A 21,913-nucleotide genomic window follows, 5' to 3' on the forward strand; every position below is an offset into this window, starting at 1 on the left:
CGAGGCATGAGCATGAAACAGTTCCTCCTGATCGCATTCTGTGCTGCGTCTGTGGCGGGGTCTCCGCTGATAGTTGAGGCCGCGCAGATCAAACGGGCGTGTCTGGCGTCCGACCGATCGGCTGCGACACGTGATCGGTGCAGCTGCATCCAGCGTGTTGCGGATCAGGCGCTGACCCGCAGCGACCAGAAAACCGTCGCCAAATGGTTCAGCGACCCGCATCAGGCGCACGAGCTGAAGATGTCCCAAACCGCGCGTGATGATGCGCTGTGGGATCGGTATCAAAACTTCGGCCAGATGGCGCAGGCGATCTGCAGCTAACCCATCTCAATCCTTGACCTGATCGGCACTGCGCCCCAGAAAAGGCGCAGCGAAAGGTACATCTGATGGTTATGAAAGGGCTGACCCTGCGGGGCCTCGAGGTGTTCGAGGCGCTGGCGCGGACGGGATCGGTGGCGCAAGCGGCCGAGATCACCGGGCTCAGCCAGCCTTCGGTGTCGCAACAATTGCGCAATCTTGAAAACGCCCTTGGCACCGAACTGGTCGATCACGGGCGTCGCCCGATGCGGTTGACGCAGGCCGGGCGCAGTTTTCTGGCGCGGACCGAAGCGGTTCTGGCCGAGCTGCAAATGGCCCAAAGCGAACTGACCGTGATGGACCTTGGGCATCTGACCACGCTGTCCATCGGTTTGATCGACGATTTCGACAATGACCTGACACCGCGGCTGGCCACTCTGCTGGCCGACAGCCTGACCCGATCAAAGTTCAAGCTGATCACGCTACCCAGTCTGGACCTGTTTGCCGAGCTTGAAGCCCAACGCCTGCATATGGTGGTGTCGGCCCATTCCGGCGAGGTGCTGGAAGGCGTCGTAGAATACCCTTTGGTACAGGACCCCTTCATTCTGGTGACCCCCAAGGGTGTAGACAGCCCGGTGCAGGACCTGCCTTTCCTGCGATACGCTCGTGAACAGCTGATTAGTCGCCAGATTGAATCCCACCTGGCCAGACATCAGGTGAACTACGAAGAACGGTTCGAGATCGGCTCACACCTGGCACTGGTGGCGATGGTTGCACGTGGGTTGGGATGGGCGATTACGACGCCGCTGGGCTATATGCGGGCCGCACGATTCCATGACGCGCTGGAGGTGCACCCTGCTCCGTTCGGAGAGTTTTCGCGCACAATCTCTCTGTTTACCCGCACCGACTGGTCCGGTCACGTGCCGCAAGAGGTCGCGGGCATGATGCGTCGACTGATGCGCAACCAGATCATCGACCCGGCGCTGGCCCAGCTTCCGTGGCTAAACGATAAGCTGAAAGTAATGGGCTAGGCCCGCAAATGCTTCTCTAGCCCCTCGACTGCAACTTCGATCAAATCAAGCGCCCCGTCAAAGTCCCGCGTGTAGTAGGGATCAGGTACGTGATCCGCGCCTGTATGAGGCGCAAAATCGGTTAACAGACGTACCGGAGTTTCATTGCCTGACGGCCGCAACGCTTCGATATTCGCGACATTCTCGGCATCCATGCCGATTATCAGGTCGAACCGGTCGAAATCATCGCTCACAAATTGCCGTGCGCGAAGGTCGCTCAGATCGAAATTCCGCTCTCGCGCCGCCGCCTGCATCGGCCCATAAGGCGGGTCGCCGATATGCCAGCCCGATGTCCCGGCACTGTCGGTCGTGTGATGAGGGGCACGGGCCCGGAAAACGCCCTCGGCGGCAGGGGATCGGCAGATGTTGCCCAAACAGACAAAGAGGATACGGTGAGTCATGGGCCAAGATGTAACGCGAAGGGCAAAGATGGAAAAGATCGTCATTCTGACAGGCGCCGGAATTTCAGCAGAAAGCGGTCTGGGAACCTTTCGCGATGAAGGTGGGTTGTGGGCAAAGCACCGGATCGAAGATGTAGCCACACCTGAAGGCTTCTCTCGCAATCCCGCTCTGGTTCATGGCTTCTACAATGACCGTCGGGTTCAAGCCGCCAAGGCTCAACCCAATGCTGCGCACAAAGCGCTGGCTCGCCTGCAAAAAGAATACGCGGGCGAGGTTGTGATCGTGACCCAAAACGTTGACAGCCTGCACGAGGCTGGCGGTTCCTCAAACGTGATCCACATGCATGGCACATTGGCCGGGGCCCTTTGCGCAGCCTGTGACCACCGCTGGCCCGCCCCGGCTTCGATGGCCGTGGGCGAGCCATGCCCCGCCTGCGCTGCCCCCATGGCGCGCCCGGACGTCGTCTGGTTCGGGGAAATGCCCTATCATATGGATGCTATCTACGAACATTTGGCCGAAGCGACCTTGTTTGCCGCTGTAGGCACGTCAGGTCAGGTCTATCCAGCTGCTGCCTTCGTATACGAAGCAATGCAGAACGGAGCGCGCGCAGTTGAGCTGAACCTTGAGCCCTCTGACGGCGCCGCCAGTTTTGACGAGGTCATACTTGGCCCCGCAACAGAGACTGTTCCTCAATGGGTCGAGCGACTGTTGAACAGGAGATGACCGCAGACACCAGCGGAATTTTCCGTTTATACTGAACACGTAATAAGTCCGGAGAGCAAAATGACGAACCCCGAAAGCCCACGTGAGGAAATCCTTGAAGACGGCACTCTGGACGGCCGTGACGCACTTGGTGACCAACTCGCAGGGCTTTGGTGGACCTTCCTGCTGCGCGGAGTTTTGGCAGGGGCTCTGGGAATATCTGCCCTGTTCTGGCCCACCGGCAGTATCTCCCTATTGTTGCGCCTCCTCGGGCTTCTGTTGATTATTGACGGCGGTCTTACCCTTTTGGGCTTCGGTCGGCGCGGCCTGATCGGAGGCGTCGGCATTGGAGCGCTGCTAATCGGTCTGATACTGTTGATCTGGCCTGAGGGCGTGGCGCGGTTGACCTTTTTCCTGCTGGGCGCCTGGGCATTGATCATCGGTGTCGGCTCGCTGGTGGCTTGGCGACAGATGTCGGACCAACATCCTGACGCCCCTTCGGTGCGCAACTCGGGGATCGTTGCGTTGCTTATCGGACTGGTCCTGATCTTCTGGCCCGGCAGCGGGATGGTGGCGTTGGGCTGGGCGATCGCCTTCGGAGCTCTTGCGTTCTCAGCAGTGATGTTCTGGCTGACCGCGCGCTTCAAACGCGCCCACGACCGTATCGCGATGCGAGTGGTCAACCGCTGACCCCTGCGCCTCAACGCAAACAGGCCGGGCAATGCCCGGCCTGACGCCTGGATGACGGCCGCAGCGCGGCCCGAAGACAGGTGTAGCCTCAGTGGGAATGCGATCCGTGGCCGCCTTCGTCCTTGCGCTCTAGGTCGACCGGGATTTCGATCTCAACTTCGCCCGCATTTTCGAAAATCAACGTCACTGGAACCATTGCGCCTTGCTCGAACGGAGCCGTCAGCCCCATGAACATCACGTGATCGCCCCCGCGTTTCAGCATATGCATTTCACCTGCTGGAATGATGAAACCCTCTTCAACATGAACCATCTTGGCCACGCCGTTGTCGTCGATCAAATGAGTATGAAGTTCGACCCGTGCGGCCGCGTCTGACGCCACACCGATCAGCCGGTCATCCGCGTCACCAGCATTCTGGATCATCATGAAGGCCGCGCCGGCCTTTGCTGCCTTTCCCGATGACCGGGCATAGGCGTCGCCAACAGTGATTGTGTCCTGCGCCACGGCAGTCGTCGCCAGCGTTACAGCAGCCAGAGTGGCGAATAGTTGGGATTTGAGGGACATTTTGCCTCTCCTTATTTTGATGTCTGAAAAACTGAAAAGAGATCAGATCAATGCAGGAGGCGCGCGGGCCGGTCTGCTGGGAATCGGTGCAGCAATCAGACTATCTGCCTTTCGCAAGGGCGCAGGCTGAACGCGCTCCGGCGCAACTGGCACTACGAGCGGTGCAAATGTTATCGCACCCAGAAGGGTCAGCGCGTAGTCGGGGCAGAATTGCGGGGGCTGCGTTGGCTGACCTTCGGCATCCATATAGACCACAACAGGCCCCGTGCCGGTACACAACACCATCTGACCTACCGCGCCGTCTATTCCGCGCGACGCGGCAACGCCCTGCCCTGTCAAAATAACGAGCAGCGACAACGCCAATGGTAGAAATTTGGTCAGAACGGGCTTCATCCTAAGCCCGGTATATGCCGGTCGCGAAGCGGGCTTCAAGCACTATGGGGTGCGCCAGAAGCCCGCAGCCTTGGTTGTATCGTCAGCCGTCCAGTCCGGGACGTTTGACAGACCCCTTGGTCAGGCTCGTATGCAACCGATTCACCTGTCGTTGCATCCGAACACATGTCCCAAAAGTCTTGCCAAAAAAGGCAGCCAACAGGGAGAAGAAATCAGACAACTTGAAAGACATGGGGTTGAACTCCGCCAGATGAATATGACTAAACATAAACGACACTGAGCGCAGGGTATGTGAACAACATCACCGAAGTTGAATATTTAATTTTGTTACAGAAGCTGATCACGCAATAAAAAAACCCTGCACCTTGCGGTACAGGGTTGAATTCTTGGCGGGAAAAAGGCTTAGGCCGAAGCTTGCGCTTTGGCAATTTCCTTTTTCACTTTCAGCGCGTTCGCCGACAGATCTTCGTCCTTGGCTTTGGCCAGGAACGCGTCCAGACCACCGCGGTGGTCAACCGAACGCAGAGCAGCCGCCGAGATACGCAGCTTGACGCCACGGCCCAGTGTTTCGGACTGCAGGGTGACGTCGTTCAGGTTCGGCAGGAAACGACGACGAGTTTTGTTGTTGGCGTGGCTGACATTGTTGCCAGTCATCGGGCCTTTTCCGGTCAGTTCGCAACGGCGCGACATGGTTTCTTCCTTTGTTTCTGGAGGCCGGGCAAAATGCCTGCGGCCAAATCACAAGGGGCGCAACCCGAAGTCGCGCCCGAAAACTGGTTGGATGCGTGTAGTGGGAATCGCAGGGAGGGTCAAGACAGATCGCGCGAATTCTTTGTCGGCACATCACCGAGGGTAAGAATTCACGGCTGCAGCAAAGGTTTGTTGTTCTTAAGATGCCGATGCAAAAGATGCCGTTGCTGCCGTCCCTGCGGAATATAGCGCGCGGGTCGCGGTGTCAGCCGCTTTTCGATCAGCTCAGGAAATATCTCTAAAATCTCTCGGACGGCTTCTGCGCCGAGAGATTTTAGGGTCTCGGCCCCTATGAACAGGCTTTCAGTTGGCGCGCTTTCGGCAAAGATCACTTGGTGGCTATCAAACAGCAGATGAAAATACTCGACATCTTCTACACTTTCATCAACAAAAACCCCGGGCAGAACCGTCAGTTTAATTGCAGGAACAAGCACTTGGTCTGTACCAAACATCCGCTCGGCTATCTTGGACTGAACCAACATACGGTGCTGGCGCGAGACCAGTAAATCCCTCCTTGGCAACCCGTTACCCAATACACCAGCCAGAATGCGCACTGGAAACAGCCGAGGGTTATCCAACAGTTCCCTACGGTCAAAGCGACGCCGGCCAATCCATCGGATGCACTGCTCTCCGTGCTCCATCGTCGGAATCGTATCCCCGACCTTCAACGCTTGAATTGGGCGCTCTCCGCACTGGGACAGAATTCGGGTATCGCGGGTAAAGCATGGAACTCCTGACCCGTTTTCGAAGGCCGAATAGGTCACTACAATGCCTGACGGCAGAGCGAAGGTGCCACTGGACACGGAGTAACCAACTCCGTCTTCGACAGTGAAGGTACCGAACACGCTGTCTGTAACAACGGTTCCAGCGGGCAGATTCAACGTATCTGTGCCGCTACCGCCGCGTATGTCGTCAGTGACCGATGTACTACTGAAATTCAGTGTATCGTCACCCGCCCCCAACCGAATGCTGCCTACGGTCGAGCCGCTGATATCCACAATATCGGCGTCAGCACCTGCAGCAACGCGGCCACCAACGGAACTGTTGGTAACGGTTATGACATCGCTTCCGGCGTTGCCTAACACATTATCAGCAATGGCACTGTTCGAGACATCGATATTATCGTTACCGCCGCGACCCCGAATATTGTCAATCGGAGAACCCTGCGGGGCCCCATTCAGGGTCCCGTTATCACCTGTGACGTCTATATCGTCGTCGTTGTTTGTCCCGTTTATTCGAGGCATTCGGGCGGATCCTATGCGTCAGGACCTCCAGAATATCATCTTTGCATGATCACGTCAGCACCCGATACAACCTTAAGGGGATGCGAGTACCCGAATGGCGCAATCCCAGTCAACGAGCCATCAGAGAGGTCAGCATGGCGTCAGCAGCCGCTGAAGGGCTTAGCCCACCCGCGCGCACCTGAGCGCCCAGTTGATCCATTTCGGCCCGCGCCTGCGCAGTCGACAGTTTCGCAAGAAGGGCCGCCCGAACCTCCTGTTCAAACCAATACTGCGCCTGCTCAGCCCGGTTCGCGTCCCAGTGCCCGCTATCCCTGCGGGATTGCGAGAGGGACTGCATCTCTGACCATGCATCCTCGAGCCCGTGTTCTTCGACAGCCGAGACGGTCATCGCCTTTGGGAAACCCTCGGGGTCTTGCGGTCGTTTACGCAACAGGCGCAGCGCACCAGCATAGTCGGCGCAGGTGCGCGTGGCGGTGGATTTAAGGTCGCCATCCGCCTTGTTGATCAGGATGATGTCCGCCATCTCCATGATGCCGCGTTTGACGCCCTGCAGTTCGTCTCCGCCCGCCGGCGCAAGCAGCAACAGGAACAGATCGGACATCTCGGAGACCACGGTTTCCGACTGGCCCACGCCCACGGTTTCGATAAGCACCACATCAAACGCAGCGGCCTCGCAAAGGGCAATCGCCTCGCGCGTACGACGGGCGACACCGCCCAGATGCGATTGACTGGGCGATGGGCGGATGAACGCGTTTTTCTCGCGGCTCAGGCGTTCCATCCGGGTTTTGTCCCCCAGGATCGAGCCGCCAGAACGGGCCGAACTGGGATCAACGGCCAGAACTGCCACGCGCACCCCCTGCTCGATCAGCATCATGCCAAAGCTTTCGATGAAGGTGGATTTACCCACGCCGGGCGTTCCCGACAGGCCGATGCGCAGGGATTGACGCCCAGCTTTGGCCACATGCGCCAGAAGCTCGGTCGCCTGTATCCGATGATCCTCACGGCCACTTTCGACCAGAGTGATCGCGCGGGCCAGTGCGCGGCGCTCACCGTTCAAAATCCTGTCGCCCAGCTCAGCAGTCGTCATGCGCGGTCCCTTACTAAATTTGCGCCTAATTGACGGAGCATTGCAGGGTTTGTCCAGTGCCTTGCGCCACCGACAGTCATGCCGTGTGTGGGAACTGGACGTTGCCTGACGGTTGACAGATAAAGCCCGCATGACACGCCTGCCGATTGACGACGCCATTCCTGACCTGCTTACGGCCCTCAAGACAAAGGGCCGCGCCGTGCTGCAAGCCCCGCCGGGTGCGGGCAAGACAACCCGCGTACCTCTGGCGATACTCGAGGCGGGTCTGTGCGACGGCAAGATCGTAATGCTGGAACCACGCAGGCTGGCTGCGCGTGCCGCTGCAGAACGGATGGCACAGACGTTGGGCCAACGCGCAGGCGAAACGGTTGGCTATCGGGTACGCGGCGAGGCAAAGGTTTCGAAAGCGACCCGGATTGAGGTTGTGACCGAAGGCATCCTGACCCGGATGTTGCAATCTGACCCCGACTTACCCGGAGTCGGCGCGGTGATCTTCGACGAATTTCACGAACGGTCCCTGAACGCAGATCTTGGCTTAGCCTTGTGTCTGGAGGTCACCGGCGCGCTGCGGGATGACCTGATCCTGCTTGCCATGTCGGCCACACTGGACGCGGAACCGGTGGGGCAGTTGATGGAAGCGCCACTGGTAACATCCGAGGGGCGCAGCTATCCCGTGGAAACCCGTTGGCTTGAACGTCCGTTAGGTGCCACTGGACGGCGGTTGGATGCTCTGGTCGATCTGGTGGTTCAGGCGGAACGCGACACGCGTGCAACAGGTGGCGGAGTGTTGGTATTTCTCCCGGGCGAAGGCGAAATCCGCCGGGCCGAGGCGGCCTTGGCAGGGCGTTTGCCCGGTGACTGCGTGATACGCCCCTTGTTCGGCGCAATGCCCTTTGCCGCCCAACGTGCCGCGATTGCCCCGGCGGAAACTGGTCGCAAGGTGGTGCTGACGACCTCGATCGCCGAAACCTCTCTGACCATCCCAGACATCCGCGTGGTGGTCGATATGGGGCAAGCCAGACGCGCGCGTTTCGATCCGGGCTCAGGCATGTCGCGGCTGGTCACCGAACGCGTGACGCGGGCCGAAGCCACCCAGCGCGCTGGCCGTGCTGGACGTGTAACCGACGGCGCATGCTACCGTCTTTGGTCCAAGGGCGAAGAAGGCGCGCTGGCCGCTTACCCGCCAGCCGAGATCGAAGCCGCCGACCTGACCGGGTTGGCGCTGGAACTGGCGCTTTGGGGCGCGGAGCCGGGCGATCTGGCCTTCCTGACGCCCCCGGCGGAAGGCACGATGGCCGAGGCGAAAGCCCTACTGAAGATGCTGGGCGCGTTGGATGCCAAGGGCCGGATCACTGATCATGGGCGTGCGTTGTCGGCCCTGCCCCTGCACCCGCGTCTTGGGCATATGCTGGAACGCGCCGGGTCGGGCGCAGCCACCTTGGCCGCACTGATGGCTGAACGCGATCCACTGAAGGGAGCGCCGGTGGACATGCTGCTACGACTGGAAGCGTTACGAGATGTTCGCGCGTTTCAGCGCAACCGGGTCTGGCAGGTGAATTCAGGCGCTGTGGATCGGATCAAAGCCGAAGCCAAGCGGCTCCGAAGCAACAACACTTCCAGTGACTTAGGCCCGGCCGCAATGGCGGCCTTGGCCTATCCCGATCGGATCGGGCAACGCCGCAAGGGCGACGTGCCGCGCTATGTTTTGTCGGGTGGCAAAGGGGTGGTTTTGGATAACGGCGACACGCTGGCCGCCGCGCCATACCTCGTGGTCACGGATACCGACGGCAACCCGCGTGAGGCGCGCGTACGCATGGCGGTCCAGATCTCGGAAAGGGAAATCCGCGATCTGTTCACGGATCAAATAAACTGGGTAGACAGCTGCGAGTGGTCCAAGCGCGAGCGCAGGATTGTGGCACGAAAGCAGGAAAGGCTCGGCGCGATCACTCTAAGCGACCGTATCTGGAAAGACGTGCCAGACGACAGGGTGGCACAGACCATGCTGGACGGTGTGCGCGACTTAGGACTACGGCTGGACGGGGCCGCAGCGCGACTGGCCGCCCGGGTTGAACTGGTTAGGGCCGAGGGGACCGACCTTCCCGACTTTACCCTTGAGGGGCTGACCAACTCGATTGAAGACTGGCTGCTGCCCATGCTTTCCGGCGTGCGCAGTGCCGAGGACTGGAAACGGTTCGACCTATTGCCCGCCCTACGCGCCCGGCTGGATTGGAATCAAACGCAAGAACTGGACAGACGCGCGCCCGGGTCATTCGAAACGCCACTGGGACGCAAAGTGCCGATTGACTATGGCGGCGCGGTGCCGGAAATTTCGGTGCGCCTTCAGGAACTGTTCGGCGTCACGCGACATCCAGTAGTCGGAGGCGAAGCGCTGAAGATCACCTTGCTGTCCCCGGCGCAGCGCCCAATCCAGATCACCCGCGACCTGCCCGGTTTTTGGGCAGGGTCCTATGCCGATGTCCGCAAGGACATGCGTGCCCAATACCCCAAACACCCCTGGCCCGAGGACCCAACTCAGGCCGATCCGACCCTGCGCGCCAAAAGACGAAAGTAACTACGAAACCCACAACAAAGTTGCATGTATTTTAGGCAATTATTGAAACACCCCTGTTTCACTGTTATGACACGACAGTTTCAAACACGAATGGCAGGACATCACCTAGTTATGTCGGCATGGCTGCGAAAATTCTGGGAACAGGTCGCACGACCTATTTTCCTGCGCCCCCACCGGGTGCAGTTTGCCGCCCTATGCACACGTAACACGTCGACCGGGCCAGAGGTTCTGCTGATCACCAGTCGGGATACGGGGCGTTGGGTCATCCCCAAAGGCTGGCCGATCGACGGAAAAGATGGGGCCGAAACGGCGTTGCAGGAAGCCTGGGAAGAGGCTGGCGTGCGCGCACCAAGCCCAACCAAGGAACCAATTGGACACTTCACCTATGACAAAATCCTCAAGGATGGTTCCGCTCAGCCGGTGCAGGCCAGTGTCTATCGGGTCGAAGTTCAGGAACTGGCCGACGATTTCCCCGAAGCCGGTCAACGCAAGCGGGTATGGGTGCAGCCGTCAACAGCGGCAGAGCGGGTAAACGAGCCGGAACTGCGTAATCTGCTGCTACGAATGTAACAGAACCCCAAAAATTTGATGACAAATCGGTTGTCCACAGGGCGGAAACCGTCTAGCGGCGTGCGTCAATCCCAAAGCCCCTTGAGAAACCCATGTCGAACATGACCACCAAAAACCGCTGGCAAGCGCTGGATAGTGATCTCCACCGCATCTCGCGTATTGAGAGCGCCAATGTCCACGTGGCCCGCCCGATGCTAGCCCCGGGTATCGCGCTGGCCTTTATTGCGCTGGCCGGTTTGTCGGCTGCGGTATTTTTTGGGCAGGCGGATGGCGGTCTGATCGTCGCCGCGGCAGCAGCCTTCGGGGCCTATATGGCAATTAATATCGGCGCCAATGATGTCGCGAACAACATGGGACCTGCCGTGGGTGCCAACGCACTGACGATGGGCGGCGCAATCGTGATCGCCGCCATCGCCGAAAGCGCCGGGGCGTTGTTAGCCGGAGGGGACGTCGTGTCGACGATTTCCAAGGGGATCATCGACCCTGCTTCGGTTCAGAACAGCGACGTCTTCATCTGGGCGATGATGGCCGCACTGATCTCATCAGCGATGTGGGTCAACCTTGCAACCTGGGTGGGTGCACCGGTGTCGACCACGCATTCCGTCGTCGGCGGCGTTATGGGCGCAGGCATCGCAGCCGCAGGGCTGAATGCCGTCAGTTGGGGCACCATGAGCGCGATTGCCGCAAGCTGGGTGATCTCTCCGGTCCTGGGCGGTGTGATCGCTGCGGGATTTCTGGCACTGATCAAAGCCAAGATACAGTATCAGGACGACAAGATCGCGGCAGCGCAGCGCTGGGTTCCGATCCTTGTTGCGCTGATGGCTGCGGCTTTCGCCACTTATCTTTCCGTTAAAGGGCTGAAACGGATCGTGAAAATCGACCTTGAGGTGGCACTGCTAATCGGCGTCATTTCGGGTTTGTTGGTCTGGTCGGTTACAGTACCTTGGGTGCGTCGCAAGTCCGAAGGGTTGGAAAATCGCACGAAATCCCTGAAGACGCTGTTCAGTCTGCCACTTGTCATCTCGGCCACGTTCCTCAGCTTCGCGCATGGCGCCAATGACGTGGCCAACGCGGTGGGACCGCTGGCCGCGATCGTACACGCGGCGGAATTTGGCGATTTTGCCGCGAAAGTGTCGATCCCAAGCTGGGTCATGGTGATCGGAGCCTTCGGGATCTCTTTCGGTCTATTCCTGTTCGGGCCAAAGCTTATTCGTATGGTGGGCAGCCAGATTACCAAGCTGAACCCGATGCGCGCCTTCTGCGTGGCCCTGTCGGCAGCGATCACAGTCATCGTCGCCAGCTGGCTTGGCCTGCCGGTCAGTTCGACCCATATCGCGGTCGGAGCCGTGTTCGGGGTTGGTTTCTACCGCGAGTGGCATTCCGACCGCCGCTGGAAGCAATCAAACCAGCAGCGTCCAGCGGAACAACGGCTGGCCCGCGAAGAACATCAGCGCCGCAAGCTGGTGCGCCGCTCGCACTTCATGACAATTGTGGCGGCGTGGGTGATTACGGTTCCCGCTGCGGCGGCTATGTCGGCGGCGATTTTCGTGTTCCTTACGGCTTTTGTGTAAACCGCAACTAAGGCAAAACCTGCTGAGGTGACATCTTGCCTGCTGGTACCTGACCAATCAATTCTCGTACCCGAGCACAAATTGGGGTTGGCATGCCTGTTTGCGCACCGAGGCGGATAATTTCTCCTTGCAGGCTATCAATTTCCGTTGGGCGGCCTGCCATCAGATCGTAGGCCATCGAAGTTCGCGCGCTGGGGTCGATGGTCAGCATTCTCGCCGCAATCCGACTAAATATTGGTGTCGGAAGGCGCAGGATATGCGGTGTCATCCACGCAGGTAGCGGTGTGGTCGAGGCAACCGAATGGCCCGCGGATTTGAGGACCGCCAGCGCCTCGGCCATTTGATCCGCCATCAGACAGCGCCAAGATCGATCCAGCAGCTGCTCTTTCAGCGACAGGCCAGACAACGCGTTGAGAGCGTTGTTCAGGTTGATCACCAGCTTGCCCCATTGGACAGCATCGATATCGTCGCTTTCGATCACGGGCAGATCGGGGCTGCTTAGCTTTTCGCCCAGCGCGCCGGGACCGTATTGAATGACGATCTCGCCGGACGTTGCGCGGTGAAACCTGGCCGTTTCGGTAGGAACTACATTGAACGGCACCATCCCGGCACGCACGTCATAATCCGCCAAAGCCGCACGTAGGGTGCGCGCGTTGTCCATACCATTCTGCCAAGATATGACCGGCGTAGAGTCCGGTGTGAATTGCGCGATCTCGGCAGCCATCCCGGCCGTAGCCCCGGTCTTGACGGTCACGATGACAAGCTCGGCAAGGCTCAAACAGCGGGCATCTTCGGTCAAGGTCAAGTCCGTAGCCGCGACGTGGCGGTGAAGGCCGGAAAAATCCGTGACAGTCAGCCCCTTGTCCCGGATCGGGCCCAGTATGCGCGAGCGACCCAGCAGCGTGACGTCATGCCCCGCATCCGCCAGCAATGCGCCGCAATAGCACCCAATACTGCCTGCCCCTGCGATCACGACCTTCATGACGCCCTCCCCGACGCAAAGCATCGCTGGGATCAGGTATGTGGGCAAGACCACGTGACGTTTGGTCAGCGGGCAAGTCTTGGCTTGGTGCGCTCCAATTCCTCTGAGATCGGAATGAATTCCTGATCATCGCCCGGCGGCAGGTGGAAGGCTCCATTTGCCCAATCGGCGGTTTTCCATTCACGTGTTGCTGCCTCAATCTTCTCTTTCGAGGACGACACGAAATTCCACCAGATATAGCGATCTTCGTTAAGGGTCGCGCCGCCAAGCAGCATCAACCGCGCGCCCCTTGGTCCTGCCTTCACCGAAAGGCTATCACCGGGGCGGAACACCATCATACGCCCCTCGTCGAACGTATCGCCCGCAATCTCGACCGAGCCTTGCGTGACATAAACACCCCGATCCTCATGATCGTCCGGCAACGGAAAAGACGTGCCGGGGTCCAGCTGCACGTCCAGATAGAAGGTTTCCGACAGCATCGTAACCGGGCTGGTTTCGCCATAGGCAGACCCGAGGATAAGGCGGGCGCTGACACCCGTATCCTGAAGATGCGGCAACGCGCCCTGTTTGTGATGCTCAAAATCCGGGGCCATGTCCTCATGCGCCTCGGGAAGTGCAATCCATGTCTGAATACCGAACAGGCTATGACGCTTGCCACGGGTCTCATCACTGGTGCGCTCGGAATGGGTAACGCCGCGCCCAGCAACCATCCAGTTGACCTCGCCCGGGTAGATCATCTGATGGGTCCCCAGACTGTCGCGATGTTCAAATTCACCCTGATAAAGGTAAGTGACGGTGCCCAGACCGATATGCGGATGCGGACGCACGTCGATGCCGCCATCGGTGATGAACTCGGCTGGACCCATCTGATCAAAGAAGATGAACGGCCCCACCAATTGGCGTTTGACCGAGGGCAATGCCCGCCGCACCTCGAACCCGCCCAGATCGCGGGCGCGGGGGATGATCAATGTCTCCAGCGCCGCGTTCTCGGACAGGCATTCGGGGCTGTGGGTGGGGTTCCAACTCATGGCTAGTCTCCTGCGATCAGAGAAGTAAGGTTCACTTATGCAGGATATAGGGTGTTTTTTCGCAATGGTATTTGCAATTTCGCACAATTAAAGTGCGACATTCACAAACCCGAATATCGCTGGGATCGCCTATTGCGCTTCTCAAGGCCAAAGCTGGGGAAAAAACGGCCCGTCGATCCGGTCGCCCTCGCGGTACCCGGCCGACTCGAATTGCGCCCGCTCATCTTTCGCCCAATCGCCGCGATATCGGATGGTCCCGTCCGGGGCGGACATACGCAATGTAAACCGGCGCACTGTTTCCGTCGGCGTGACCGAGGATAGCCCGCCATGCAGCGTTCGCATGTCGAAAAAGATGCAATCCCCCAAATCCATATCCCATTGAAGCAACTCATAGGCATCCGGGTCGGCGTTAATATCAGGCGGCGGGTGATAGGTAAGACCTGCGACCTCGGTCGGTTCATAACTGGGATGGCCATCGGCAAACCGGACCCGCATGAACAGCTTGTCCCACAGATGCGAGCCTTTGACGAAGGCGATACCGTTGTCCTTTGTCACGGGCTCCAGCGGCAGCCAAAGCACACACATCGTGCCTTCGAAATCGAAATAAGACAGATCCTGATGAAACGGCGGGCGCGAGGTCGAACCGGCTTCGCGTAGGAACCAGTTATCCATGACAAGGTTGATCGAGGGCGCGCCCAGCAGCCCCGCCGCGAGCGCAGCGCAAGGTGAATTGTGGACAAAATCAGTGAACTGCGGGATTTTATTCCAGGCCCAATAATCCTCGAAATAAGCCGGCGCGCGCGGGTCCTTGGTGTGACGGGTGAAGTTGTCGGTTGGCTTGGCAAGGTCTGCGTCAATGCCATCGCGCAGCAGCGACAGCCAGTGATCCGAGAATTTCGAGCGCAAAACAACAGCTCCGTCTCGTTTGAACGCAGCAATTTCGTCAACAGAAACTGAATGTGCTATATCCATGTGCCAGCCTTTCGGGTTGGTGCTGATAGGATGGCACCCTATCCGACACGGCGTCAAAGAGTTTCGCGTGCGCCTGCACTGTTCACACAGGCGTGAGGACCGCCTCGGAATCGGATAGGACCGTGCTATCTTAGACGCGTGGCGGTCTGGGCCATTTGGACATCGCAGCGCAGGAGGTTCCGAGATGACGAAATCGACCCTTTCCCGTCGTAACCTGATTGCTATGGGCAGCGCCGTTGTGGCGACCGGAGCAACCGGCCTGATCGTACCAGCACGTGCGGCAGGATTGGCACCGACGCCTTCGATGCGCGGCGGGTCCAACAACTATCGCCCCGGCGCACCCATCGTGGATCGGATCGGCGGAGGTGGGTTCTGGATGACCGGCACAGTTCGGCGCGCAGGCGACGGTGCCCCTCTGCCCGGTCAGCGCATCCAGATTTGGGCGCATACGACCGAAGGGCATGAGCGCGACCCGCAGAGCCATGGCGCAACGCTGACCGACGCAAACGGAGAATTCCGATTGGAGATGCCGCAGATCGTTCCCGCCTTCGGACAACCACACGGTCATCTGGCCTATGACAGTGGCGCGTTCGAAACAGTGTTTCTGCGCCCGATAATGGCAAGTTCCAAAGACAAGACCCTGGCCGCGCATTTCGTATTGCAGCCCGCCTGAGCTTCGTGATCCGTACCCTTGTTATCTGGGTGGTGGTTGTCATCGCCTTGGCTGTGCCGCTGATCGCCGCCGCGAACAGCCCCCTATTGGCATGGCGTGACCCGGTTTACATCTTAGCTGGGGTTGCCGGGGTCTTCTGCATGGGGTTGTTATTGCTGCAACCACTGCTTGCGGGTCGGGATTTGCCGGGCTTGTCACCTTTGACCAGCCGACGCTGGCACCGGTGGGTCGGTATCACGTTGGTTTTGGCTATTGTGATCCATGTCGGCGGATTGTGGATCACCAGCCCCCCCGATGTTGTGGACGCAATGCTATTTGTTTCACCCACTCCGTTCTCCGCTTGGGGCGTGGTTGCGATGTGGGCTGCCTTTGCGGTGGCTTTATTGGGATTGTTCAGACAGCGCCTTGGCTTGCGTTATCGGGTTTGGAGGCTGGGTCACACTGGACTGGCCGCCGTCACCATCATCGGCAGCGTCGTGCATGCCATGCTGATCGAGGGCACGATGGAGATCATAACCAAAACAGCCTTATGTGTGCTGGTATTGTTGGCGAGCGCCCGGACGCTCGCCAGATTGCGTGTATGGGATTTACGCCGCCGAAATTAAACGCCCAGGCACCAGCGCATCACCGCTTTTTGCGCGTGCAGACGGTTTTCGGCCTCGTCAAAAATCACGGAGTTCGGGCCGTCCATGACTTCGGATGTCGCCTCTTCCTCGCGGTGGGCCGGAAGGCAGTGCATGAACAAAGCATCGGATTTGGCGTGGGACATCAGCTCAGCATTCACCTGATAGGGACGCAGCAGGTTGTGGCGGCGTTCTTTCGCCGACTGGGAATCGTGCATTGAAACCCAGGTGTCAGCAACCACGAGATCCGCGTCCTCAACGGCTTTGAACGGATCACGCTCGACAACGATTTTGGACCCCTTCTGACGGGCAAAGCCCATAAATTCCTCCTCGGGGTCAAACTGCGCTGGACCTGTGAAAGTCAGATCAAACCCAAACTGGCCCGCTGCATGCAGAAAGGATGCGCAGACATTGTTGCCATCGCCCGTCCAGACAACCTTTTTGCCTTTGATCGGCCCGCGGTGTTCTTCGAAGGTCAGAACATCCGCCATGATCTGGCAAGGATGGGTGCGGTCGGTCAGGCCGTTGATTACGGGGACATCCGAGTATTCTGCCATTTCGGTCAGAATTGTTTCATCAAAGGTTCGGATCATGATCATGTCGACATAGCGCGACAGAACGCGGGCGGTGTCGGCGATGGTCTCACCGTGGCCCAACTGCATGTCCTTGCCGGACAGCACCATGGTCTGCCCGCCCATCTGGCGCACCCCCACATCAAAGGACACACGCGTCCGGGTCGAGGGCTTTTCGAAGATCAGTGCAACCATCCGGTCTTTGAGCGGCAGGTCATCATCTGGGGCGGCCTTGGGGCGGCCCAGACGAGCCTGTTTCATCGTGCTGGCCTGGTCGATCATTGTCCGCAGGTCACCTGCGTCGGTTTTGTGGATGTCGAGAAAGTGGTTCATATCATTTCGCTTTTGGCTATCGGTGGTCGGGGGCGCTGCCCCCGGACCCCGGAGTATTTTAGAAAAGATGAAGATCAGGCGCTGGCGAGGCTGGCCTCGATCTGATTGGCGGCTTTGTCGAGGCGGATCATGGCTTGGGCGATGTCGTCCTCGGTCAGCGTCAACGGTGGCAGCAGGCGGATGACGTTATCGGCGGCAGGGACTGTGATGACTTCATTGTCATAGCCCGCATTCACCACGTCGATATTAGTCGGCTTGCATTTGAGGCCCAGCATCAGGCCCACGCCGCGCACTTCTTCAAAGACCTCAGGGTGCTCGGCGATCAAGCCTTCAAGTTTCTGGCGAAGCAGCCCCGCCTTGCGGTTTACACCTTCAAGGAAAGCGGGCGTGGCGACTTGGTCGATGACCGCACATCCCACGGCACAGCCCAGCGGGTTGCCGCCATACGTCGAGCCATGCGTACCTGCGGTCATGCCAGACGCGGCGTATTCGGTGGCGAGAACTGCGCCCAGTGGGAAACCACCGCCGATGCCTTTGGCAACCATCATGATGTCTGGCGTGACGCCCGCCCACTCATGAGCAAACAGTTTGCCTGTCCGGCCGACTCCGCACTGCACCTCATCAAGGATCAGCAGCAGACCGTTGTCGTCGCAGATTTGACGCAACGCCTTCATTTCCGCGTCGGGGACCGGGCGGATGCCGCCTTCGCCTTGAACCGGTTCGATCATGATAGCGGCAGTTTTGTCGGTGATGGCGTTGGTGACGCCGTCGAGGTCTCCAAATGCCAGATGCACGAAACCGGGTAGCAGAGGACCAAAACCCTTAGTCATCTTCTCAGACCCGGCCGCCGCGATACCGGCGGACGACCGGCCGTGGAACGAGCCGTCGAAGGTGATGATCTCGACCCGCTCGGGCTGGCCTTTGTCATAGAAATACTTGCGTGCCATTTTCACAGCCAGTTCGCAGGATTCCGTACCGGAGTTGGTGAAGAACACCGTGTCAGCAAAGGTGTGCTCGACCAGCTTGTCGGCCAAAGCCTGCTGCTGTGGGATGTGATACAGGTTCGAGACATGCCACAGCGCGTGCGCCTGCTCGGTCAGTGCGTTGACCAGCGCCGGATGCGCGTGGCCCAGCGCGTTCACCGCGATCCCGGCGCCGAGGTCCAGAAAACGTCGGCCATCCGCCTCGGTCAGCCAGGCGCCTTCACCCTTCGCGAAAGTCAGGGGCGCACGGTTATAGGTTGGCAGAACGGACGGGATCATCGGATCATCCTTTTCTCATAAGTTTAGCCCTGTGAGTGATACACGAGAGCCATGTTCGTCAACTGATTTGGTGGGGTTTGCGCGGATTTACAGCGCGCAATAGATCAAACGGGCCGGTTACGCGGTAAAGCGTCGGCGTCGGAGGCGCAGGATATGTGCGTGTTTGATCATGCTTGGCCGTATAGCCGGATGCGGGGCACCTGAAAACCCTGAAATTCGCCAAAGTTGAAATTTCATTTCGAGACCCGGCATTTACGACTTGCCATTTACCGCCCGCTGACGCACCGCTTGGGGATGATACCCGTACGCCAGAACCCCACCCTTGCGGCTCTTCTCATCTTCGCAGCCAGCGCCTTGTTGGCAGGCACCACTCTGCTGGCCAAGGCGCTTGGGACGGATACGCTGGGCCCGGCGCTTCACCCGATGCAGATCAGCCACGGACGGTTCATGTTTGCGTTTCTGGTGATCGTGAGCGCAGTTGGTGTTCTGCGTCCGCGCTTGAGCCGCCCGCATTGGGGGCTGCACATCGGTCGGACCAGTTTTGGCTGGGTCGGTATTACGCTGATGTTCGCTTCGGTCGCGTTTATCCCGATGGCAGATGCCACAGCGATATCCTTCCTGAACCCAGTCTTCGCCATGGTTCTGGCGATTCCGCTGTTGAAAGAAGGGGTTGGTCCGTGGCGCTGGCTGGCGGCAGCGGTCGCTCTGACCGGGGCTTTGATCCTGCTGCGCCCGACACCGGCCAGTTTTCAGCCCGCGGCACTGCTGGCCCTGACGGCAGCAGTGGTGATCGGGATGGAACTGATCTTTATCAAGAAGCTGTCGGGCCGGGAAATCCCGATCCAGATTCTGCTGATCAATAATGCAATGGGTCTGACTATCGCTTCGGTCGCAGTCAGTTTTGTCTTCCAGATGCCCACACCACAACAATGGGCCGCACTGGCCGGGATCGGCGTTCTAATGGCCTGCGCTCAAGCTTGTTTCGTCAACGGGATGGCCCGGGCGGATGCGTCATTTGTGGCGCCGATCAGCTATGCCACGCTGATCTTTGCAGCCTTCTATGATTTCGCCGTCTTCGGCGTGATCCCGGATGTCATCAGCCAGGTCGGTTCGGTCATCATTCTGACTGGTGGTCTGATCCTGGTCTGGCGCGAGGCGCGGCAGCGTCAAGCCTTGAGCCGGTAACCCGTCCGCAGCATCTGCCAGGTCGCAGCGCCAACCACCAGTGTCGCCCCCGCGCAGACCGCCATCCCCAGCCACGGAGAGCTGTCGGACACCCCGATCATCCCATAGCGCAGCCCGTCAATCAGATAGAATACCGGGTTCACATGGCTAAGACGGTTCAGGATCGGCGGCAGGGCCTCGACGGAGTAGAAGGTGCCAGACAGAAAGGCCAGCGGCGTGACAATGAAGTTGGTGATCGCCGCCATCTGATCGAACTTGACCGCGAAAATGCCAGCCAAAAGCCCCAGCGCGCCCATAAAGGCGCCGCCCAATACAATAAAAACAAGCGAAATCAATGGGTTTTTCGGTATCAGCCCCAACACTATGGCCAGGGCCAGGGCCACGACCAAAGCGATCAACACACCGCGCACAATCCCCCCGGCAAGATAGCCCAGCAGGATTTCCAACGGCGACAGCGGCGGCATCAGGGTGTCAACAATATTGCCCTGCACCTTGGCGATCACCATCGAAGACGAGGTGTTGGCAAAGGCGTTCTGGATCACGGTCATCATCATGATGCCCGGGGCAAGAAAAGTCAGAAACGGCACCCCCATCACATCAGGCCGGCTGGTTCCGATGGCAATATTGAAGATCAGCAGGAACAAGCCCGCGGTTACAAGCGGCGCCAGCAGGGTTTGTGTCCAGACTGCAAGAAAGCGCAGTGTCTCACGCTGGGCCAAGGTAAATAGACCCATCCAGTTGACCGCTCCGAAACGGCGTTCGTTCTGCTCAAGGGGAATCTGCATCATCTGACCTCAACCTGATTCGAAGACCGCTTGTAACTCGGTCCGCAGTGATTAGAATAGGGGGCTGAGACGAATTCCCAAGGCGGCCCGAATCCGGGGCCGCTTTCCGCTTTTGAAAGGCAAATGATGTCCTGGACTGACGAGCGCGTAGAACTGCTGAAGAAAATGTGGGGCGAGGGCCAGTCGGCCAGCCAGATCGCCAAGGAACTGGGCGGCGTGACCCGCAACGCCGTAATTGGCAAGGTGCACCGTCTGGGCCTGTCGAACCGCGCCACGGGTGCGGCCCCCGCCAAGGCCGAACCGAAAGAAAAACCGGCACCCGCGCCCAAGGCCGAGGCCAAGCCCAAACCCGCGCCCAAGACCGAACCGGCGCGACCGGCCCCTGCCCCTGCGGCTGAGGCAAAACCCGCTGTGCCAGCACGCCGCCAGATCATCCCGGCTGGCCAACCCCTGCCGCCGCAGCCCTCGGCTAACGAAATCAGCCCCGAGGCGCTTGCCAAGGTCAATGAGGTCGAAAAGAAAGCCAAGAAGCTGACGCTGATGGAACTGACCGAGAAGACCTGCAAATGGCCCGTCGGTGACCCCGCGACCGAGGATTTTTGGTTCTGCGGCCTGCCGGTTGAAGCTGGCAAACCCTATTGCGAGGCCCACGTGGGCGTGGCCTTCCAGCCCATGAGCTCGCGCCGCGACCGTCGTCGGTAAATCCCGTGCAAGGTGCACGGCAATATTGATGCTGAGCATCTGAAAAAATGCGTTTCAACTTTGACTGGCCAAACGCCCGGAAGCGGATGGCCAGTTTCACCGAACTGATTTCGGCCCAAGGAATTTTCCCATCCAGCCACGCCTGAAATCCAAAATCCTGTTCTGCACTTATGCGGCGTTGATTTTTTTGGCTTACTTGCAGCCGATTGATCCGTCGATTTTCAAACCCAACCAATTCGACCACAGCCCGCCAGCATGGGCGCTGGGGCTGTACTTGTTGGCCTGGATTGCACCTGCCATACCACTGGTCATCGCCGGTCTTGCACTGATGGGGATGCGGCAGATACCGACCGCTCTTGCCAAAGTTCTCGCAGGAATTTGCATCGTCACCGGCTTCTTACTGACTTTTCTGGGGATGATCTTCTCACTGGGGTCGGACATTGAGATCCTGCATGGCGTGACACTGACCATCGCAGTCACCTCCAGCATTCTCATTTGGTCAGGGTCAGATGAGGAACCGCAACCTTCTCGACTTGCGAAACTTGGGGTGACGCTCTCGACAATCGTGGCACTCTGGTCGATTTTGACGATCCCGATGATCCACATTCAGGCGCGAGATATTGCGGATGGCTCACCCTTTTGTATAGCAAAGCACGCACCGACCTCCCGCATTGAAACGCTGCGTGATTTGCGTGGATTTTCATTCTACACAACAAAGACCGGATATAAGTCCACGTCAGAATGGTACTTTCACGGCTTGATGATTGTTGATCGTCCAGACAAGCAAAGCATTTACAATTGGTCCCCAAGACGGTGGCGCTTCGACTTAGTCGAGCGCGAGGATATGTTTATAGAAACAGTCCGAAACGTTTGTGTTCCGAGCTGA

General features: G+C 59.0%; 24 protein-coding genes. 12 read left to right on the forward strand and 12 right to left on the reverse strand.

All coding sequences use genetic code 11. The features are described 5' to 3' along the window. Window positions 1-12: 12 nt before the first annotated feature. Entirely contained in the window at window positions 13-321 is a 309-nt protein-coding gene (locus tag ACR0LN_RS06130; RefSeq protein WP_480428435.1) for a hypothetical protein, read from the forward strand. Between the two features lie 65 nt (window positions 322-386). Continuing rightward, complete coding sequence (locus tag ACR0LN_RS06135; protein ID WP_480428436.1) at window positions 387-1,328, forward strand: LysR family transcriptional regulator; 942 nt, start codon at window positions 387-389, stop codon at window positions 1,326-1,328. Here the strand turns inward: ACR0LN_RS06135 and ACR0LN_RS06140 are convergent. After that, the gene (locus ACR0LN_RS06140; RefSeq protein WP_480428703.1) at window positions 1,325-1,768 is read right to left on the reverse strand and encodes a low molecular weight protein-tyrosine-phosphatase; all 444 of its coding nucleotides are present in this window, start codon (window positions 1,766-1,768) and stop codon (window positions 1,325-1,327) included. The two genes, ACR0LN_RS06135 and ACR0LN_RS06140, sit on opposite strands and share 4 nt — an antisense overlap. A 28-nt stretch (window positions 1,769-1,796) precedes the next feature. On the opposite strand from ACR0LN_RS06140, the gene ACR0LN_RS06145 reads away from it, so the two are divergent. Both ACR0LN_RS06145 and ACR0LN_RS06150 read left to right on the forward strand, forming a co-directional pair. Next, entirely contained in the window at window positions 1,797-2,492 is a 696-nt protein-coding gene (locus ACR0LN_RS06145; RefSeq protein ID WP_480428437.1) for an NAD-dependent deacylase, read from the forward strand. 60 nt (window positions 2,493-2,552) lie between these two features. After that, a complete protein-coding gene (locus ACR0LN_RS06150; protein WP_480428438.1) occupies window positions 2,553-3,161 on the forward strand; it encodes an HdeD family acid-resistance protein in 609 nt (202 codons plus the stop codon). Between the two features lie 88 nt (window positions 3,162-3,249). On the opposite strand, the gene ACR0LN_RS06155 is transcribed toward ACR0LN_RS06150, so the two are convergent. The 5 genes from ACR0LN_RS06155 to meaB form a co-directional block, all read right to left on the reverse strand. Then, entirely contained in the window at window positions 3,250-3,723 is a 474-nt protein-coding gene (locus tag ACR0LN_RS06155) for a copper chaperone PCu(A)C (RefSeq protein WP_480428439.1), read from the reverse strand. A 42-nt stretch (window positions 3,724-3,765) separates the two neighbouring features. Further along, a complete protein-coding gene (locus tag ACR0LN_RS06160; RefSeq protein WP_480428440.1) occupies window positions 3,766-4,116 on the reverse strand; it encodes a hypothetical protein in 351 nt (116 codons plus the stop codon). Between the two features lie 402 nt (window positions 4,117-4,518). After that, window positions 4,519-4,806 (reverse strand): 50S ribosomal protein L28, encoded by a 288-nt coding sequence (rpmB, locus tag ACR0LN_RS06165; protein ID WP_480428442.1) that lies wholly within the window; start codon window positions 4,804-4,806, stop codon window positions 4,519-4,521. A gap of 170 nt (window positions 4,807-4,976) precedes the next feature. Further along, window positions 4,977-6,110 (reverse strand): Hint domain-containing protein, encoded by a 1,134-nt coding sequence (locus tag ACR0LN_RS06170; protein WP_480428443.1) that lies wholly within the window; start codon window positions 6,108-6,110, stop codon window positions 4,977-4,979. A gap of 109 nt (window positions 6,111-6,219) precedes the next feature. Continuing rightward, window positions 6,220-7,197: a methylmalonyl Co-A mutase-associated GTPase MeaB gene (meaB, locus tag ACR0LN_RS06175; RefSeq protein ID WP_480428444.1), complete on the reverse strand. Its 978-nt coding sequence runs from the start codon at window positions 7,195-7,197 to the stop codon at window positions 6,220-6,222. A gap of 130 nt (window positions 7,198-7,327) precedes the next feature. Between meaB and hrpB the strand changes: the two genes are divergently transcribed. The 3 genes from hrpB (at window position 7,328) to ACR0LN_RS06190 (ending at window position 11,910) form a co-directional block, all read left to right on the forward strand. Then, a complete protein-coding gene (gene hrpB / locus ACR0LN_RS06180; protein ID WP_480428445.1) occupies window positions 7,328-9,769 on the forward strand; it encodes an ATP-dependent helicase HrpB in 2,442 nt (813 codons plus the stop codon). A 111-nt stretch (window positions 9,770-9,880) separates the two neighbouring features. Beyond that, the gene (locus tag ACR0LN_RS06185; protein ID WP_480428447.1) at window positions 9,881-10,339 is read left to right on the forward strand and encodes an NUDIX hydrolase; all 459 of its coding nucleotides are present in this window, start codon (window positions 9,881-9,883) and stop codon (window positions 10,337-10,339) included. A 92-nt stretch (window positions 10,340-10,431) separates the two neighbouring features. Next, complete coding sequence (locus ACR0LN_RS06190; RefSeq protein ID WP_480428448.1) at window positions 10,432-11,910, forward strand: inorganic phosphate transporter; 1,479 nt, start codon at window positions 10,432-10,434, stop codon at window positions 11,908-11,910. A 7-nt stretch (window positions 11,911-11,917) separates the two neighbouring features. Here the strand turns inward: ACR0LN_RS06190 and ACR0LN_RS06195 are convergent, their stop codons facing one another. The 3 genes from ACR0LN_RS06195 to ACR0LN_RS06205 all read right to left on the reverse strand — a co-directional run bounded on the left by ACR0LN_RS06195 (window position 11,918) and on the right by ACR0LN_RS06205 (window position 14,892). Continuing rightward, window positions 11,918-12,892: a 2-dehydropantoate 2-reductase gene (locus ACR0LN_RS06195; RefSeq protein ID WP_480428450.1), complete on the reverse strand. Its 975-nt coding sequence runs from the start codon at window positions 12,890-12,892 to the stop codon at window positions 11,918-11,920. 65 nt (window positions 12,893-12,957) lie between these two features. Beyond that, window positions 12,958-13,920, reverse strand: a complete 963-nt coding sequence (locus ACR0LN_RS06200; protein ID WP_480428451.1) for a pirin family protein — start codon at window positions 13,918-13,920, stop codon at window positions 12,958-12,960. 141 nt (window positions 13,921-14,061) lie between these two features. After that, window positions 14,062-14,892: a phytanoyl-CoA dioxygenase family protein gene (locus tag ACR0LN_RS06205; RefSeq protein ID WP_480428452.1), complete on the reverse strand. Its 831-nt coding sequence runs from the start codon at window positions 14,890-14,892 to the stop codon at window positions 14,062-14,064. Between the two features lie 184 nt (window positions 14,893-15,076). On the opposite strand from ACR0LN_RS06205, the gene ACR0LN_RS06210 reads away from it, so the two are divergent. Together ACR0LN_RS06210 and ACR0LN_RS06215 are read left to right on the forward strand one after the other, a co-directional pair. Next, complete coding sequence (locus ACR0LN_RS06210; protein WP_480428454.1) at window positions 15,077-15,565, forward strand: twin-arginine translocation pathway signal; 489 nt, start codon at window positions 15,077-15,079, stop codon at window positions 15,563-15,565. Between the two features lie 8 nt (window positions 15,566-15,573). Further along, the gene (locus tag ACR0LN_RS06215; RefSeq protein WP_480428705.1) at window positions 15,574-16,170 is read left to right on the forward strand and encodes a ferric reductase-like transmembrane domain-containing protein; all 597 of its coding nucleotides are present in this window, start codon (window positions 15,574-15,576) and stop codon (window positions 16,168-16,170) included. Here the strand turns inward: ACR0LN_RS06215 and argF are convergent. Both argF and ACR0LN_RS06225 read right to left on the reverse strand, forming a co-directional pair. Continuing rightward, complete coding sequence (gene argF / locus ACR0LN_RS06220) at window positions 16,167-17,093, reverse strand: ornithine carbamoyltransferase (protein WP_480428455.1); 927 nt, start codon at window positions 17,091-17,093, stop codon at window positions 16,167-16,169. The genes ACR0LN_RS06215 and argF overlap by 4 nt on opposite strands. A 74-nt stretch (window positions 17,094-17,167) precedes the next feature. After that, window positions 17,168-18,355, reverse strand: a complete 1,188-nt coding sequence (locus tag ACR0LN_RS06225; RefSeq protein ID WP_480428456.1) for an acetylornithine transaminase — start codon at window positions 18,353-18,355, stop codon at window positions 17,168-17,170. 294 nt (window positions 18,356-18,649) lie between these two features. Here ACR0LN_RS06225 and ACR0LN_RS06230 point away from each other — a divergent pair, with 294 nt between their 5' ends. Then, on the forward strand, window positions 18,650-19,540 hold the full coding sequence (locus ACR0LN_RS06230) for a DMT family transporter (RefSeq protein ID WP_480428457.1): 891 nt from the start codon (window positions 18,650-18,652) through the stop codon (window positions 19,538-19,540). Here ACR0LN_RS06230 and ACR0LN_RS06235 read toward each other — a convergent pair. Further along, the gene (locus tag ACR0LN_RS06235; protein WP_480428707.1) at window positions 19,522-20,325 is read right to left on the reverse strand and encodes an ABC transporter permease; all 804 of its coding nucleotides are present in this window, start codon (window positions 20,323-20,325) and stop codon (window positions 19,522-19,524) included. The genes ACR0LN_RS06230 and ACR0LN_RS06235 overlap by 19 nt on opposite strands. Before the next feature lie 126 nt (window positions 20,326-20,451). Here ACR0LN_RS06235 and ACR0LN_RS06240 point away from each other — a divergent pair, with 126 nt between their 5' ends. Then, entirely contained in the window at window positions 20,452-21,027 is a 576-nt protein-coding gene (locus ACR0LN_RS06240; RefSeq protein WP_170332657.1) for a GcrA family cell cycle regulator, read from the forward strand. A 187-nt stretch (window positions 21,028-21,214) separates the two neighbouring features. Next, window positions 21,215-21,913, forward strand: coding sequence for a hypothetical protein (locus tag ACR0LN_RS06245; protein ID WP_480428459.1), 699 nt, complete (start codon window positions 21,215-21,217; stop codon window positions 21,911-21,913).

The organism is Ruegeria sp. AA6 (assembly GCF_056542865.1).

Excerpts from the sequence above, each read along its gene's own strand:
- ACR0LN_RS06130 (WP_480428435.1), top strand. The coding sequence starts at position 13 with ATGAAACAGTTCCTCCTGATCGCATTCTGTGCTGCGTCTGTGGCGGGG.
- ACR0LN_RS06135 (WP_480428436.1), top strand. The coding sequence starts at position 387 with ATGGTTATGAAAGGGCTGACCCTGCGGGGCCTCGAGGTGTTCGAGGCG.
- ACR0LN_RS06140 (WP_480428703.1), bottom strand. The coding sequence starts at position 1,768 with ATGACTCACCGTATCCTCTTTGTCTGTTTGGGCAACATCTGCCGATCC.
- ACR0LN_RS06145 (WP_480428437.1), top strand. The coding sequence starts at position 1,797 with ATGGAAAAGATCGTCATTCTGACAGGCGCCGGAATTTCAGCAGAAAGC.
- ACR0LN_RS06150 (WP_480428438.1), top strand. The coding sequence starts at position 2,553 with ATGACGAACCCCGAAAGCCCACGTGAGGAAATCCTTGAAGACGGCACT.
- ACR0LN_RS06155 (WP_480428439.1), bottom strand. The coding sequence starts at position 3,723 with ATGTCCCTCAAATCCCAACTATTCGCCACTCTGGCTGCTGTAACGCTG.
- ACR0LN_RS06160 (WP_480428440.1), bottom strand. The coding sequence starts at position 4,116 with ATGAAGCCCGTTCTGACCAAATTTCTACCATTGGCGTTGTCGCTGCTC.
- rpmB (WP_480428442.1), bottom strand. The coding sequence starts at position 4,806 with ATGTCGCGCCGTTGCGAACTGACCGGAAAAGGCCCGATGACTGGCAAC.
- ACR0LN_RS06170 (WP_480428443.1), bottom strand. The coding sequence starts at position 6,110 with ATGCCTCGAATAAACGGGACAAACAACGACGACGATATAGACGTCACA.
- meaB (WP_480428444.1), bottom strand. The coding sequence starts at position 7,197 with ATGACGACTGCTGAGCTGGGCGACAGGATTTTGAACGGTGAGCGCCGC.
- hrpB (WP_480428445.1), top strand. The coding sequence starts at position 7,328 with ATGACACGCCTGCCGATTGACGACGCCATTCCTGACCTGCTTACGGCC.
- ACR0LN_RS06185 (WP_480428447.1), top strand. The coding sequence starts at position 9,881 with ATGTCGGCATGGCTGCGAAAATTCTGGGAACAGGTCGCACGACCTATT.
- ACR0LN_RS06190 (WP_480428448.1), top strand. The coding sequence starts at position 10,432 with ATGTCGAACATGACCACCAAAAACCGCTGGCAAGCGCTGGATAGTGAT.
- ACR0LN_RS06195 (WP_480428450.1), bottom strand. The coding sequence starts at position 12,892 with ATGAAGGTCGTGATCGCAGGGGCAGGCAGTATTGGGTGCTATTGCGGC.
- ACR0LN_RS06200 (WP_480428451.1), bottom strand. The coding sequence starts at position 13,920 with ATGAGTTGGAACCCCACCCACAGCCCCGAATGCCTGTCCGAGAACGCG.
- ACR0LN_RS06205 (WP_480428452.1), bottom strand. The coding sequence starts at position 14,892 with ATGGATATAGCACATTCAGTTTCTGTTGACGAAATTGCTGCGTTCAAA.
- ACR0LN_RS06210 (WP_480428454.1), top strand. The coding sequence starts at position 15,077 with ATGACGAAATCGACCCTTTCCCGTCGTAACCTGATTGCTATGGGCAGC.
- argF (WP_480428455.1), bottom strand. The coding sequence starts at position 17,093 with ATGAACCACTTTCTCGACATCCACAAAACCGACGCAGGTGACCTGCGG.
- ACR0LN_RS06225 (WP_480428456.1), bottom strand. The coding sequence starts at position 18,355 with ATGATCCCGTCCGTTCTGCCAACCTATAACCGTGCGCCCCTGACTTTC.
- ACR0LN_RS06230 (WP_480428457.1), top strand. The coding sequence starts at position 18,650 with ATGATACCCGTACGCCAGAACCCCACCCTTGCGGCTCTTCTCATCTTC.
- ACR0LN_RS06235 (WP_480428707.1), bottom strand. The coding sequence starts at position 20,325 with ATGCAGATTCCCCTTGAGCAGAACGAACGCCGTTTCGGAGCGGTCAAC.
- ACR0LN_RS06240 (WP_170332657.1), top strand. The coding sequence starts at position 20,452 with ATGTCCTGGACTGACGAGCGCGTAGAACTGCTGAAGAAAATGTGGGGC.